Origin of the sequence: Staphylococcus sp. GDY8P45P (genome assembly GCF_017892745.1) — a bacterium.
Classification (GTDB): Bacteria; Bacillota; Bacilli; order Staphylococcales; family Staphylococcaceae; genus Staphylococcus; species Staphylococcus cohnii.
On record NZ_JAESLS010000016.1, the window covers coordinates 1 to 14,415 of the forward strand.

A 14,415-nucleotide genomic window follows, 5' to 3' on the forward strand; every position below is an offset into this window, starting at 1 on the left:
TTCGCCTGTTTCACGATTTTGGGTAGCGTCAAGAATCTTGTGTAAATGAAATGCCTTCGTACATATAATATGTAACTAACTCAAATAAATGATGCTTCCAAGGTGTCCTGGAGTCCTTTAAAGCCTCGGTGGATCCGCTTCAGAGACTTCTCGTTATAAGCATTAAACTGAGAAACCAGGAATCGATCCAGTGAATCTTCCGTTGGAAATTGTTCTTTGCGGTGGGTGGTGCGCTTGAGATGCTTGTTAAAGTTCTCAATCAAGTTAGTGGAGTAGAGTGATTGCCGAATGGCTGGTGGAAAGTCCATGAAAGTGAGCAGATTCGGCATTTTAAGCAGATCTTTGATTAACTTGGGATAGGTACGATGCCAGTTGTTGGCGAACTCATTCAGTTTCAGTTCGGCTGCTTCACGATTGGCAGCCCAATGAACTTGTTTAAAGTCATTGATCACGGCCTTACGGTCTTTCACCCGAACTTTGTTTATCAAATTACGCCCAACATGAACCAGGCAACGTTGTCGTTTAGCTTTGGGAAAATGCCGATTTAAACCTTCATCCAAACCAACTAACCCATCGGCCACAAACAACAGCACATCTTTGACACCTTGCTTAATCAGGGTTCCCAGTAATTCAGTCCAGATCCCAGTTGATTCCGTCGGCGCCACTTGGTAGTTCAGCACTTCTTTCGTACCATCTGGACGAATGCCAATCGCAATATGAACCGCTTCTTTTTGAACGGTATCCCGCTTTAACGGCAAGTAAGTGGCATCTAAGAAGATAGCCGCATATTGTGAAGCCAGTCGACGTTGCTGGAAAGCTTGAACCTGTTCATTGACGGCTTTAGTCATGTTGGAAACCGTGGCTTTGGAGTAGTGAGCACCGTACATATTCTCAATGAGTTCGGCAATTTCAGCAGTGGTAATTCCCTTGGTATACAACTGAATAACCGTTGTTTCTAAATTATCACTGTGCCGACCGTAGGCTGGCAAGGTATGATTTTCAAACCGGCCATTGCGATCTCGAGGAATGGTTAAGTTAAGTTGGCCGTACTTCGTATCAAACGAGCGCTCATAACTGCCGTTGCGGTTATTACCAGTGTTAATCCCAGCGTATGAGTAGCGTTCGTAACCCAAAAACTCTGCCAATTCAGTTTGAAGCAGCTGGTTGATGGCGATTTCAAGGTGGTGACGAAAAACTTCGTCCAAATCTTGTTTTTGGGCTAGTGCAGCGATAATTTCTGTGGTAAGTTCATTCATGGGGAATGCCTCCTGTGATGTTTTCTGTGGTTACTAAATATCATAAGGGAAGGCATTCCCTATTTCTATACAATTTAGAAATCTTTTGTGCGTTTACACAAGATATTTTACGCTCTCCAATCCCAAGAAGCCATTGATAAACGAAATGAGAAATTGACCCATTATTTGACGGAAGAATTGCAGGTATTAAATGAAGAAATGATTCGTAAGGATATTCCTACTAGTTCTAGTGTGAACGATATACAGGTGTGGCAGGTTTCTCAAGTGAATGAGAACACCTTTGAGGTACTGTTTTCTGTTGAACAAGTTATTACCGAAGACAAAGACAAGGAAACTATATCGTCTAGCTTTCATGTGGTTGTCCATATAGATGAATCAGATAATATGGTTATTATCAAAAATCCGACAATGAGTAAGAAACCTCAAAAATCGGACTACCAACCCAAACAGCTAGAAAGTGACCATACAGTAGATACAGAAACGATGGACGAAATCATTAGCTTTTTAGAAACGTTCTTCCAGCTCTATCCTACCGCCACAGAAAAAGAATTGACTTACTATGTAAGTAATCATGTGTTACCTATGATTAACAAGGAATATGTTTTCGAGGAATTGGTGAATCCTATCTTTACCAGAAAAGATAACCAAGTAATCGTGAATGTCGCTGTGAAATATTTAGATCAAGAAACAAAGGCAACCCAAATCTCGCAATTTGAGTTGATATTAGAAAAACAAGATAATTGGAAGATTGTAAAATAACAAATATTGGTACATGATTACAGATACTTTGTAATCATGTACTCTTTTTGATAAAAAATTGGAGATTCCTTTACAAATATGCTCTTACGTGCTATTATTTAAGTGACTATTTAAAAGGAGTTAATAAATATGCGGCAAGGTATTCTTAAATAAACTGTCAATTTGATAGCAGGAACAAATAATTAGATGTCCTTTTTTAGGAGGGCTTAGTTTTTTGTACCCAGTTTAAGAATACCTTTATCATGTGATTCTAAAGTATCCAGAGAATATCTGTATGCTTTGTATACCTATGGTTATGCCCTTTTGGGTTTTTGAATGGAGGAAAATCACATGAAAATTATTAATATTGGAGTTTTAGCTCATGTTGATGCAGGAAAAACTACCTTAACAGAAAGCTTATTATATAACAGTGGAGCGATTACAGAATTAGGAAGCGTGGACAAAGGTACAACGAGGACGGATAATACGCTTTTAGAACGTCAGAGAGGAATTACAATTCAGACAGGAATAACCTCTTTTCAGTGGGAAAATACGAAGGTGAACATCATAGACACGCCAGGACATATGGATTTCTTAGCAGAAGTATATCGTTCATTATCAGTTTTAGATGGGGCAATTCTACTGATTTCTGCAAAAGATGGCGTACAAGCACAAACTCGTATATTATTTCATGCACTTAGGAAAATGGGGATTCCCACAATCTTTTTTATCAATAAGATTGACCAAAATGGAATTGATTTATCAACGGTTTATCAGGATATTAAAGAGAAACTTTCTGCCGAAATTGTAATCAAACAGAAGGTAGAACTGTATCCTAATATGTGTGTGACGAACTTTACCGAATCTGAACAATGGGATACGGTAATAGAGGGAAACGATGACCTTTTAGAGAAATATATGTCCGGTAAATCATTAGAAGCATTGGAACTCGAACAAGAGGAAAGCATAAGATTTCATAATTGTTCCCTGTTCCCTGTTTATCACGGAAGTGCAAAAAACAATATAGGGATTGATAACCTTATAGAAGTGATTACGAATAAATTTTATTCATCAACACATCGAGGTCCGTCTGAACTTTGCGGAAATGTTTTCAAAATTGAATATACAAAAAAAAGACAACGTCTTGTATATATACGCCTTTATAGTGGAGTACTACATTTACGAGATTCGGTTAGAGTATCAGAAAAAGAAAAAATAAAAGTTACAGAAATGTATACTTCAATAAATGGTGAATTATGTAAGATTGATAGAGCTTATTCTGGAGAAATTGTTATTTTGCAAAATGAGTTTTTGAAGTTAAATAGTGTTCTTGGAGATACAAAACTATTGCCACAGAGAAAAAAGATTGAAAATCCGCACCCTCTACTACAAACAACTGTTGAACCGAGTAAACCTGAACAGAGAGAAATGTTGCTTGATGCCCTTTTGGAAATCTCAGATAGTGATCCGCTTCTACGATATTACGTGGATTCTACGACACATGAAATTATACTTTCTTTCTTAGGGAAAGTACAAATGGAAGTGATTAGTGCACTGTTGCAAGAAAAGTATCATGTGGAGATAGAACTAAAAGAGCCTACAGTCATTTATATGGAGAGACCGTTAAAAAATGCAGAATATACCATTCACATCGAAGTGCCGCCAAATCCTTTCTGGGCTTCCATTGGTTTATCTGTATCACCGCTTCCGTTGGGAAGTGGAATGCAGTATGAGAGCTCGGTTTCTCTTGGATACTTAAATCAATCATTTCAAAATGCAGTTATGGAAGGGATACGCTATGGTTGCGAACAAGGATTATATGGTTGGAATGTGACGGATTGTAAAATCAGTTTTAAGTATGGCTTATACTATAGCCCTGTTAGTACCCCAGCAGATTTTCGGATGCTTGCTCCTATTGTATTGGAACAAGTCTTAAAAAAAGCTGGAACAGAATTGTTAGAGCCATATCTTAGTTTTAAAATTTATGCGCCACAGGAATATCTTTCACGAGCATACAACGATGCTCCTAAATATTGTGCGAACATCGTAGACACTCAATTGAAAAATAATGAGGTCATTCTTAGTGGAGAAATCCCTGCTCGGTGTATTCAAGAATATCGTAGTGATTTAACTTTCTTTACAAATGGACGTAGTGTTTGTTTAACAGAGTTAAAAGGGTACCATGTTACTACCGGTGAACCTGTTTGCCAGCCCCGTCGTCCAAATAGTCGGATAGATAAAGTACGATATATGTTCAATAAAATAACTTAGTGTATTTTATGTTGTTATATAAATATGGTTTCTTGTTAAATAAGATGAAATATTTTTTAATAAAGATTTGAATTAATCCGAACGCTGTTCGGACAAAAAAGATCAGCTTCCTTTAAAATGGTGTTTACCACAAACCCATCTTTTAGGAGCTGATCTTTTGTCTAGTATAACCTATTCCGAACGAATTAAAATCGAAACCTTTTGTGAACTAGGGCTGTCCAATATCCAAATGGGCGTTCGGATTAATTTTAAAATCTACCATAAGTCTACCGATTTTTTAATATTATTTTATTCATCAATTTCCGGCGCCGACCCAAGCTCTGCCTGAATCATCCAGATTTTCTTCTCAATTGCGGTTTTGAGACCAATGAAAATATCTTGGGTACTGAAGTCTTTTTCAACATCGGATACTTCAATGCCGTGTTGGTAAAGGTCTTCCAAGTAACGATAGCCATCAACTAAGTGTGCGAGGCGTTCTGGGGTTGTTTTGTCCCATTCACCAGGCCAGTCTTGAATCTTAGTGTTTTCGGCCATTTCTTTTAAGGTGGAGTAAGGACTGCCATCAAGCGCAATCAGCCGTTCAGAAATGACATCGAGTTGGCTGTCAATTTCTTCCATGAACTCATCCATCAAGGGGTGCAACTTCAAAAAGTTGGGTCCACGCATGTACCAATGCGTCTGATGGATAATCATTGACATCTGGCTCAAATCGGCAACGAGTTGATTTAATACTGCTTTGGTTTTCGTATATTTCATTAGATTGGTCTCCTTTCGATATGGTTATTATAACTTAGTGGTAGCTTAATCTGAAACGTTATACACTGGCAAATTAAGTTATTTATAGCCCGTAGAATTAAGTCGTTTTGAAAAGATGGAGACGTTATATGGAAGATTGTAAAATTAATCTACAATTGAATTTTATTTACCTTATGAAGATGTTCAAAACGCGTTAAAGGATCGATAACTACCCCGAAGAACAGGGGACGAGAACCTATACTCTTTAACGATAGCCTTTCCATAAAAGCTGATCGATAACTACCCCGAAGAACAGGGGACGAGAACTTTTAATTTATCGTCACTATTAAATTTACTCTTTAAGATCGATAACTACCCCGAAGAACAGGGGACGAGAACAAATTAAGATTTGCTTGTGACTTTCGACTGATAAGATCGATAACTACCCCGAAGAACAGGGGACGAGAACCTTCATGGATTGCAAATATCTAATCCAGCTAATCTGATCGATAACTACCCCGAAGAACAGGGGACGGAGTGTATTTTTTTATAAGCACTCTAAAAAATTTAAAAAAACTACATGGATTAATTTTTAGGGGATGGAAAATGAAAGATGTTATTTATGTGGAAAATCATTACTTTGTCACTGTGAAAGAAAATAGTATTAAATTTAGAAATGTAATAGATAAAAGTGAGAAATTTTACTTGTTTGAAGAAATAGAAGCGATTATTTTTGATCATTATAAAAGCTACTTCTCCCATAAGTTAGTAATTAAATGTATTGAAAATGATATTGCTATTATTTTTTGTGATAAGAACCATTCTCCACTAACTCAACTTATTTCCTCTTATGGAATGACACATCGTCTTCAAAGGATTCAAAGTCAGTTTCAATTAACAGGAAGAACTAGAGAGAGAATATGGAAGAAGATTGTTATAAATAAAATTATTAATCAAGCACGATGTCTTGAAAATAATTTACATACAGGAAATGTTAAATTATTGTTAGAATTTTCAAAAGAAGTTAGTACAGGAGATAAAAGTAATAAAGAAGCACTAGCAGCAAGAATTTATTTTAAAGATTTATATGGCAAACAATTTAAACGTGGACGTTACAATGATATTATTAACTCAGGATTGAATTATGGCTATTCGATACTTAGATCTTTTATAAAGAAAGAACTAGCTTTACATGGATTCGAAATGAGTTTAGGCATTAATCATCGTTCGAAAGAAAATCCATTTAATTTAGCAGATGATATTATTGAAGTTTTTCGTCCTTTTGTAGATAATATAGTGTACGAGATAGTTTTTAAGAAAAATATTAATACATTTGATGTAAATGAAAAGAAATTATTGTTAAATGTTTTGTATGAAAAGTGCATTATAGATAAAAAAGTGGTGAGGTTACTTGATAGTGTGAAGATAGTTATTCAATCACTGATTAGATGCTATGAAGAAAACACCCCTACTTATTTATTACTACCTAAAATGATTGAGGTGGGGAACTAATGTATTTATTAGTTAGTTTTGACTTACCTAGAGATACTAAATTTGAACGTAGAGTCGCAAGCAAGTATCGTACTCGATTATTAGAACTCGGTTTTAGTATGAAACAGTTTAGTTTATACGAGAGGTATGTCAGCGATGTTCAAAAAAAAGATAAGATTTTAGAAATTCTGCAACAAGAAATTCCTGATACTGGAAGTATTACACTATATGTCTTACCTGATGAGGTAAATAATAGTCAGATTACCATATTAGGAAAAGAGGTTAAGGTTGTTGTGCGAAAAGAACCTAAGCTAATTTTTCTATAAAGTGGAGGTTACAATGGATAAAAAAACGACATTAATGTATGGTTCTTTACTACATGATATAGGTAAAATTATCTATCGGAGTAATGATCATGCATTTGCAAGAGGAACGCATTCAAAGTTAGGATACAAATTTTTATCTCAATTTTCAGAATTTAAAGATAACGAAGTGCTCGATAGCATTGCTTATCATCATTATAAAGAACTTGCAAAAGCTAATTTAGCTAATGATAATACAGCTTATATTACTTATATTGCCGATAATATTGCGAGTGGTATTGATAGACGAGATGTTATAGAAGAGGGCGACGAAGAATACGAAAAACAAGTATTTAATTTTGATAAGTATACACCTCTATATAGTGTGTTTAATATTGTGAATTCTGAAAAATTGAAACAAACAAGTGGAAAGTTTAAATTTTCTAATGAAAGTAATATTGAGTATCCTAAAACTGAGAACATTCAATATTCAAGTGGAAATTATACAACACTAATGAAAGATATGAGTTATGATTTAGAGCACAAATTAAGTATTAAAGAAGATACATTTCCTTCATTATTACAATGGACAGAAAGTCTATGGCAATATGTGCCAAGTTCGACAAATAAAAATCAATTAATTGATATTTCTCTTTATGATCATAGTCGTATTACATGTGCTATTGCTAGTTGTATATTTGATTATTTAAATGAAAATAATATACATAATTACAAAGATGAATTGTTTACAAAGTATGAAAATACCAAAGCATTTTATCAAAAAGAAGCTTTTTTACTACTTAGTATGGATATGAGTGGTATTCAAGATTTTATTTACAACATAAGTGGTTCTAAAGCATTAAAAAGTTTAAGATCTCGTAGTTTTTACTTAGAAATCATGCTTGAGGTAATCGTTGATCAATTACTAGAAAAATTAGAATTAACACGAGCAAATCTTTTATACACTGGTGGCGGCCATGCATATTTATTAGTCTCTAATACAGATAAAGTGAAAGAAAAAATAAATCAATTTAATACTGAGTTAAAAAATTGGTTTATGTCAGAATTCACTACAGATCTTTCATTATCAATTGCTTTTGAAAATTGTAGTGGTAATGACTTAATGAATACCAATGGTAATTATAGAACTATTTGGCGTAATGTCAGCAGTAAACTTTCTGATATTAAAGCACATAAGTATTCTGCAGAAGATATATTAAAATTAAATCATTTTCATTCATATGGGGATCGAGAATGTAAAGAATGTTTAAGAAGTGACATAGATATTAATGATGATGGATTATGCAGTATATGTGAAGGGCTTATTAATATATCAAATGACTTAAGAGATAAATCATTCTTTGTACTGTCAGAAACTGGAAAATTAAAAATGCCATTCGATAAATTTATATCGGTTATCGATTATGAAGAAGCAGAAAGGTTAGCACAAAATAATAATCAAGTTCGTATTTACAGTAAAAATAAACCTTATATTGGTGTAGGAATATCAACGAATTTATGGATGTGTGATTACGATTATGCTAGTCAAAATCAAGATATGAGAGAAAAAGGTATTGGAAGTTATGTAGAAAGAGAAGAAGGTATCAAGCGTTTAGGCGTTGTACGTGCTGACATAGATAATCTTGGTGCTACATTTATATCAGGAATTCCAGAAAAATATAATTCAATTTCAAGAACAGCTACGTTGTCTCGTCAATTATCATTATTTTTTAAATATGAATTAAATCATTTATTAGAAAGTTATCAAATTACAGCTATATATTCAGGCGGCGACGATTTATTTTTGATTGGCGCATGGGATGACATTATAGAAGCAAGCGTTTATATAAATGATAAATTTAAAAAGTTTACGCTTGGTAAATTAACAATGTCTGCTGGTGTTGGAATGTTCAGTGGCAAGTATCCAGTTTCTAAAATGGCTTTTGAAACAGGATTACTTGAAGAAGCAGCTAAAACTGATGAAAAAAATCAGATAGCACTTTGGGTGCAAGAAAAAGTATATAATTGGGATGAGTTTAAAAAGTATATTTTAGGAGAAAAGCTTCTCGTTTTACAACAAGGATTTTCGCAAACAGATGAACACGGAAAAGCGTTTATATATAAAATGCTAGCTTTATTAAGAAATAATGAAGTAATTAATATAGCTCGATTAGCCTATTTATTAGCAAGAAGCAAAATGACGGAGGAATTTACATCTAAAATTTTTAATTGGGCTCAAAATGACAAAGATAAAGATCAATTAATTACAGCTTTAGAATATTATGTTTATCAAATAAGGGAGGCTGATTAAGTATGATATTAGCTAAAACAAAAAGTGGTAAAGCGATAGATTTAACTTTTGCACATGAGGTCGTAAAAAATAATGTAAAAAATGTTAAAGATAGAAGAGGCAGAGAAAAACAAGATTTATTTAACGGTCTTACAACAAGCAAGTTAAGAAATTTGTTGGAGCAAGTAAACCGACTTTATACTATTGCCTTTAATTCGACTGAAGATCAATTGAATGAAGAATTTATCGATGAATTAGAGTATTTAAAAATTAAATTTTATTATGAAGCAGGGCGAGAAAAAAGTGTTGATGAATTCTTGGAAAAAACATTGATGTTTCCAATTATTGATAGAGTGATACAAAAAGAATCAAAAAAATTTTTCTTAGATTACTGTAAATACTTTGAAGCTCTAGTTGCATACGCTAAATATTATCAAAAGGAGGATTAATATGTATTCAAAAATTAAAATTTCAGGAGCAATTGAAGTAGTTACTGGTTTACACATTGGTGGGGGCGGTGAATCTAGTATGATTGGCGCAATTGATTCCCCTGTAGTTAGAGATTTACAAACTAAATTACCTATCATACCTGGCAGTTCAATCAAAGGAAAAATGAGAAGTTTATTAGCAAAACATTTTGGCTTGAAAATGAAACAAGAGAATCATAATCAAGACGATGAACGTGTTTTAAGATTATTCGGTTCAAGTGAAAAAGGAAATATTCAAAGAGCCCGTCTACAAATTTCTGATGCATTCTTTTCTGAAAAGACGAAAGAGCATTTTGCGCAAAATGATATTGCTTATACAGAAACGAAATTTGAGAATACAATTGATCGTTTAACTGCAGTTGCAAATCCAAGACAAATTGAGAGAGTAACAAGAGGATCTGAGTTTGACTTTATATTTATTTACAATGTCGATGAAGAGTCACAAGTTGAGGATGATTTTGAGAATATTGAAAAAGCAATTCACTTATTAGAGAATGACTATCTTGGTGGTGGCGGTACCAGAGGTAATGGACGTATCCAATTTAATGATATAAATATAGAGACAGTTGTTGGAGAATACGACAGTACAAATCTTAAAATTAAGTAGGTGAAAGACATTGACAACAAAAGTATTTAAACTTTCTTTTAAGACTCCTGTTCATTTTGGAAAAAAAAGGTTGTCAGATGGGGAAATGACAATAATTTCTGATACTTTGTTTAGTGCTTTATTTATTGAAGCGCTTCAATTGGGTATAGAAACCGAATGGTTATTAAACGATTTAATCATTAGTGATACATTTCCTTATGAAAATGAGCTGTATTATCTTCCTAAACCTTTGATAAAAATTGAATCTAAAGAAGAAAGCAACCATAAAGCATTTAAAAAGTTAAAATATGTTCCGGTTCATCACTATAATCAATATTTAAATGGTGAGTTAAGCGCTGAAGATGCGACAGATTTAAATGATATTTTTAATATTGGGCATTTTTCTCTACAAACAAAGGTTTCATTATCAGCACAAGAAATTGATTCAAGTGCTGACAGTGAACCTTATTCAGTGGGAACATTTACTTTTGAACCTGAAGCTGGTTTATATTTTATTGCAAAAGGATCAGAAGAAACGCTTGACCAATTAAAATATATTATGACTTCATTACAGTACTCGGGTTTAGGCGGTAAACGTAATGCAGGATATGGACAATTTGAATATGAAATAATAAATAATCAACAATTATTTAAGTTATTGAATCAAAAAGGAGAACATTCTATTCTTTTATCAACGGCAATGGCTAAAGAAGAAGAGATAGAGAGTGCTTTAAAAGAAGCGAGGTATATTTTAAATAAACGTTCTGGTTTTATACAATCAACGGATTATTCTGAAATGCTAGTTAAAAAAAGTGATTTCTATAGCTTTTCTTCGGGTTCAGTTTTTAAAAATATCTTTAATGGCGATATTTTTAATGTTGGACATAATGGGAAACATCCAGTCTATCGCTATGCAAAACCTTTGTGGTTGGAGGTATAAATATGACAATAAAAAATTATGAAGTTATTATTAAAACTTTAGGTCCAGTTCATATTGGTAGTGGTCAAATTATGAAAAAACAAGATTACATTTATGATTTTTATAATTCTAAAGTTTATATGATTAATGGCAATAAACTAGTTAAATTTTTAAAAAGAAAAAATTTACTCGATACATATCAAAACTTTTTGAGATACCCACCAAAAAATCCAAGAGAAAATGGACTGAAAGATTATTTAGACGCACAAAATATTAAGCAAAGTGAATGGAAAGCATTTGTGAGTTATTCTGAAAACGTCAATCAAGGCAAGAAATATGGTAATATACGTCCTAAACCGCTAAATGATTTACATCTAATGGTAAGAGATGGGCAAAATAAAGTGTATCTTCCAGGTAGTTCAATTAAAGGCGCTATCAAAACAGCACTTGTATCAAAATATGATAATGAAAAAAATAAAGATGTTTATAGCAAAATTAAAGTCAGTGATTCAGAACCTATCGATGAAAGACATTTAGCGATTTATCAAAAAATAGATATTAATAAAAGTGAAAAAACAATGCCTCTGTATAGAGAGTGCATAGATGTAGATGCTGAAATAAAATTTAAGTTAACCATAGAAGATGAAATTTATTCTATTAATGAAATTGAACAAAGTATCCGAGATTTTTACAAAAACTATTATGACAAATGGTTGATCGGTTTCAAAGAAACAAAAGGTGGAAGACGATTTGCATTAGAAGGCGGTATGCCCGATGTTCTAAACCAAAATATTTTATTCTTAGGAGCTGGCGCAGGATTTGTTAGTAAAACGACACATTATCAATTAAAAAGTCGAGAACAAGCAAAACGAGATTCTTTTGATATTTTAACTAAAAAATTCCGTAGAACTTATGGGAAAATGAAAGAAATACCTTCTAACGTACCTGTTGCTTTAAAAGGGACAACTAACCAAAGTCGTCGTACTTCATATCAGCAAGGTATGTGTAAATTAAGTTTTCAAGAGTTAAATAATGAGGTGCTATAATGAAAGTACTATTTAGTCCAATAGGTAATTCAGATCCATGGAGTAATGATAGAGATGGTGCAATGCTTCATATCGTACGTCATTATCAACCTGATATAGTAGTTTTATTTTTTACTGAAAGTATCTGGGAAGGTAATAAAAATATACCTGGACGTAAAAACTTTGATTGGAAAAATATTATTTTAAAAGTATCTCCAGGAACAAAAGTAAATATAAAAGTTGATAACATTAAATATGAAAATGATTTTGATAGCTATAAAGACTTATTTCACTTTTACATAAACGAGATAAGAAGTGAATATTCCGAGGCAGAAATTTTATTAAATGTTACAAGTGGTACGCCACAAATGGAGTCTACTTTATGTTTAGAATACATTTCTAACCCTAATAATATGCAGTGTATACAAGTTTCAACGCCTGCGCCTACTGAAGGGCCTAGACGTTCATTTGCGAAACCTGAAACTTTAATTGAAGATTTAAATAAAGTTAATGATAATGAAAAAGTTGCTACTAATAGAAGCAAATCAATTGATATTATAAGTTTTAGAGAAGTTATGGTGCGTTCACAGATAAAAGGTTTAGTAGATAATTATGATTATGAAGGTGCACTTAATTTAGTAAGTAATCAAAAGTCTTTTCGTAATGGAAAATTATTAAGGAAAAAATTATTAGCTTTAACAAATCAAATTAAAACACATGAAGTCTTTCCGGAAATTAATGTGAAATATAATAATGCAGCTTTAAAAAAATCATTGTTTCATTATTTACTAGTAAATATGAGATATAATCGACTTGATGTGGCTGAAACATTAATTAGAGTGAAGTCTATTGCTGAGTTTATACTTAAAACATATATTGAAAATCATTGGCCTCATTTAATGATTGAAATTGACGGTAAACCATACTTAAATGCTGAAGATAATATATCTTTTATTTACAAATATAAATTATTATTAGAAAGAAGAAAACAGAAATTGGATACCTCAAGAATTTTAGGTCTTCCAGCATTTATAGATATGCTTAGTATTTTAGAACCTAAGTCTAAATTATTAAAAGAAGTAAAAGCTGTGAATGATATCAATGGTTTAAGAAATTCTATAGCTCACAATTTAGAAACGTTACATCTAGATAAAAATAAAAATTATAAAAAAATTATGTTATCTGTTGAAGGTATAAAAAATATGTTGAATATTTCATTTCCTGAGATAGATGAACAAGACTATAATTACTTTGAAGAAAAAAATAAGGAATTTAAAGAATTATTATGATAAACAAGATTACAGTAGAATTAAACCTACCAGATAGTATTCGTTTTCAATATTTAGGAAGTATTTTACATGGCGTGTTAATGGATTATCTTCCTAATGATATTGCTGATCAGCTACATCATGAATTTGCTTATAGTCCATTGAAGCAAAGAATATATCATAAAAACAAAAAAGTAATTTGGGAAATTGTTTGTATGTCAGATCGATTATTTAATGAGATAGCCAAGCTATTCACTTCTAAAAATAGGTTGTTTTTAAAATATTACCAAGTTTATATTGAGATTTATTCTTTTAATATTGAGAAGGTAAACGTTCAAAATATTATGAATCAACTCTTGCAAACAGAAGAATTGAATCGTTATGTAAGAATTAATATACAGACACCTATGTCTTTTAAATATCAGAGTAGTTACATGATTTTTCCTGAGGTTAAACGTTTCTTTAGAAGTATTATGATACAATTTGATGCTTTTTTTGAAGAATATAAAATGTACGATAAAGAAACATTAGATTTTTTGGAAAAAAACATTAATATTGTTGACTATAAATTGAAAAGTACACGATTTAACTTAGAAAAAGTTAAAATCCCTTCATTTACAGGAGAAATAGTGTTTAAAATTAAAGGACCTTTACCTTTTCTACAACTAACTCATTTTTTATTGAAGTTTGGTGAATTTTCTGGATCAGGTATGAAAACAAGCTTAGGCATGGGCAAATATAGTATAATATAACTAGAATATAGCTGAAATTTAGTTGTCAAAAAATGTGACATTCTGCACTTATAGTACAAGTGATTTGTCGCTATTTTTGACAGCAAATTTTGCCTTTGAACTATTGATGTGATAGGCTTTAAAGAGCTATCTATTCGATAACTACCCCGGAGAACAGGGGACGAGAACCTTAATACATCCGTCTTTCTATTATCTTCTATATAATTCGATAACTACCCCGGAGAACAGGGGACGAGAACAAAAATGAATTAACTACTAATCTATCTTCTACTTTATTCGATAACTACCCCGGAG

The 14,415-nt window shown here is 32.3% G+C and carries 12 protein-coding genes, 2 pseudogenes and 1 CRISPR repeat array; of the genes and pseudogenes, 12 read left to right on the forward strand and 2 right to left on the reverse strand.

Annotated features, from left to right (window positions below):
- Positions 1–80: 80 nt before the first annotated feature.
- On the reverse strand, positions 81–1,256 hold the full coding sequence (locus KA873_RS12360) for an IS256-like element IS1310 family transposase (protein WP_002328814.1): 1,176 nt from the start codon (positions 1,254–1,256) through the stop codon (positions 81–83).
- Between the two features lie 111 nt (positions 1,257–1,367).
- On the opposite strand from KA873_RS12360, the pseudogene KA873_RS12365 reads away from it, so the two are divergent.
- The 3 genes and pseudogenes from KA873_RS12365 to KA873_RS12375 all read left to right on the forward strand — a co-directional run.
- Positions 1,368–2,015, forward strand: a pseudogene (locus KA873_RS12365) (conjugal transfer protein); the annotation flags it as partial.
- A 330-nt stretch (positions 2,016–2,345) separates the two neighbouring features.
- Positions 2,346–4,265 carry a tetracycline resistance ribosomal protection protein Tet(M) gene (tet(M), locus tag KA873_RS12370; RefSeq protein ID WP_070544140.1) on the forward strand — a complete coding sequence of 640 codons (1,920 nt, stop codon included), beginning with the start codon at positions 2,346–2,348 and terminating at the stop codon, positions 4,263–4,265.
- Positions 4,266–4,422: 157 nt separating this feature from the next.
- Positions 4,423–4,512: pseudogene (locus KA873_RS12375) on the forward strand (IS30 family transposase); the annotation flags it as partial.
- Between the two features lie 41 nt (positions 4,513–4,553).
- Here the strand turns inward: KA873_RS12375 and KA873_RS12380 are convergent.
- Positions 4,554–5,021, reverse strand: a complete 468-nt coding sequence (locus tag KA873_RS12380; protein WP_003587210.1) for a Dps family protein — start codon at positions 5,019–5,021, stop codon at positions 4,554–4,556.
- Between the two features lie 199 nt (positions 5,022–5,220).
- Positions 5,221–5,540: direct repeats of the CRISPR family, unit length 36 nt; unit sequence GATCGATAACTACCCCGAAGAACAGGGGACGAGAAC.
- Positions 5,541–5,606: 66 nt separating this feature from the next.
- Here KA873_RS12380 and cas1 point away from each other — a divergent pair.
- The 9 genes from cas1 to cas6 are packed head-to-tail and all read left to right on the forward strand — an operon-like array spanning position 5,607 to position 14,121.
- Positions 5,607–6,512 carry a type II CRISPR-associated endonuclease Cas1 gene (cas1, locus tag KA873_RS12385; protein WP_210140508.1) on the forward strand — a complete coding sequence of 302 codons (906 nt, stop codon included), beginning with the start codon at positions 5,607–5,609 and terminating at the stop codon, positions 6,510–6,512.
- Positions 6,512–6,817, forward strand: coding sequence for a CRISPR-associated endonuclease Cas2 (gene cas2 / locus KA873_RS12390; protein WP_000281076.1), 306 nt, complete (start codon positions 6,512–6,514; stop codon positions 6,815–6,817). Before cas1 ends, cas2 begins: the two co-directional genes overlap by 1 nt.
- A gap of 13 nt (positions 6,818–6,830) precedes the next feature.
- Positions 6,831–9,104, forward strand: coding sequence for a type III-A CRISPR-associated protein Cas10/Csm1 (gene cas10 / locus KA873_RS12395; RefSeq protein ID WP_210140510.1), 2,274 nt, complete (start codon positions 6,831–6,833; stop codon positions 9,102–9,104).
- Positions 9,105–9,106: 2 nt separating this feature from the next.
- Positions 9,107–9,532: a type III-A CRISPR-associated protein Csm2 gene (csm2, locus tag KA873_RS12400; protein WP_210140520.1), complete on the forward strand. Its 426-nt coding sequence runs from the start codon at positions 9,107–9,109 to the stop codon at positions 9,530–9,532.
- 1 nt (position 9,533) lies between these two features.
- On the forward strand, positions 9,534–10,178 hold the full coding sequence (csm3, locus tag KA873_RS12405; RefSeq protein WP_210140522.1) for a type III-A CRISPR-associated RAMP protein Csm3: 645 nt from the start codon (positions 9,534–9,536) through the stop codon (positions 10,176–10,178).
- Positions 10,179–10,188: 10 nt separating this feature from the next.
- Complete coding sequence (csm4, locus tag KA873_RS12410) at positions 10,189–11,097, forward strand: type III-A CRISPR-associated RAMP protein Csm4 (protein WP_204187199.1); 909 nt, start codon at positions 10,189–10,191, stop codon at positions 11,095–11,097.
- Positions 11,098–11,099: 2 nt separating this feature from the next.
- Complete coding sequence (csm5, locus tag KA873_RS12415; RefSeq protein WP_204167359.1) at positions 11,100–12,122, forward strand: type III-A CRISPR-associated RAMP protein Csm5; 1,023 nt, start codon at positions 11,100–11,102, stop codon at positions 12,120–12,122.
- Positions 12,122–13,390, forward strand: a complete 1,269-nt coding sequence (gene csm6, locus KA873_RS12420) for a type III-A CRISPR-associated CARF protein Csm6 (RefSeq protein ID WP_210140524.1) — start codon at positions 12,122–12,124, stop codon at positions 13,388–13,390. The genes csm5 and csm6 overlap by 1 nt, the downstream gene beginning before the upstream one ends.
- A complete protein-coding gene (cas6, locus tag KA873_RS12425) occupies positions 13,387–14,121 on the forward strand; it encodes a CRISPR-associated endoribonuclease Cas6 (RefSeq protein WP_210140529.1) in 735 nt (244 codons plus the stop codon). The genes csm6 and cas6 overlap by 4 nt, the downstream gene beginning before the upstream one ends.
- Positions 14,122–14,415 lie beyond the last annotated feature (294 nt).

Bases quoted from the DNA above. Each gene is read 5' to 3' on its own strand.
- cas6 (WP_210140529.1), top strand. From the start codon at position 13,387: ATGATAAACAAGATTACAGTAGAATTAAACCTACCAGATAGTATTCGT.
- cas10 (WP_210140510.1), top strand. From the start codon at position 6,831: ATGGATAAAAAAACGACATTAATGTATGGTTCTTTACTACATGATATA.
- KA873_RS12380 (WP_003587210.1), bottom strand. From the start codon at position 5,021: ATGAAATATACGAAAACCAAAGCAGTATTAAATCAACTCGTTGCCGAT.
- csm3 (WP_210140522.1), top strand. From the start codon at position 9,534: ATGTATTCAAAAATTAAAATTTCAGGAGCAATTGAAGTAGTTACTGGT.
- csm2 (WP_210140520.1), top strand. From the start codon at position 9,107: ATGATATTAGCTAAAACAAAAAGTGGTAAAGCGATAGATTTAACTTTT.
- csm6 (WP_210140524.1), top strand. From the start codon at position 12,122: ATGAAAGTACTATTTAGTCCAATAGGTAATTCAGATCCATGGAGTAAT.
- cas2 (WP_000281076.1), top strand. From the start codon at position 6,512: ATGTATTTATTAGTTAGTTTTGACTTACCTAGAGATACTAAATTTGAA.
- csm5 (WP_204167359.1), top strand. From the start codon at position 11,100: ATGACAATAAAAAATTATGAAGTTATTATTAAAACTTTAGGTCCAGTT.
- cas1 (WP_210140508.1), top strand. From the start codon at position 5,607: ATGAAAGATGTTATTTATGTGGAAAATCATTACTTTGTCACTGTGAAA.
- KA873_RS12360 (WP_002328814.1), bottom strand. From the start codon at position 1,256: ATGAATGAACTTACCACAGAAATTATCGCTGCACTAGCCCAAAAACAA.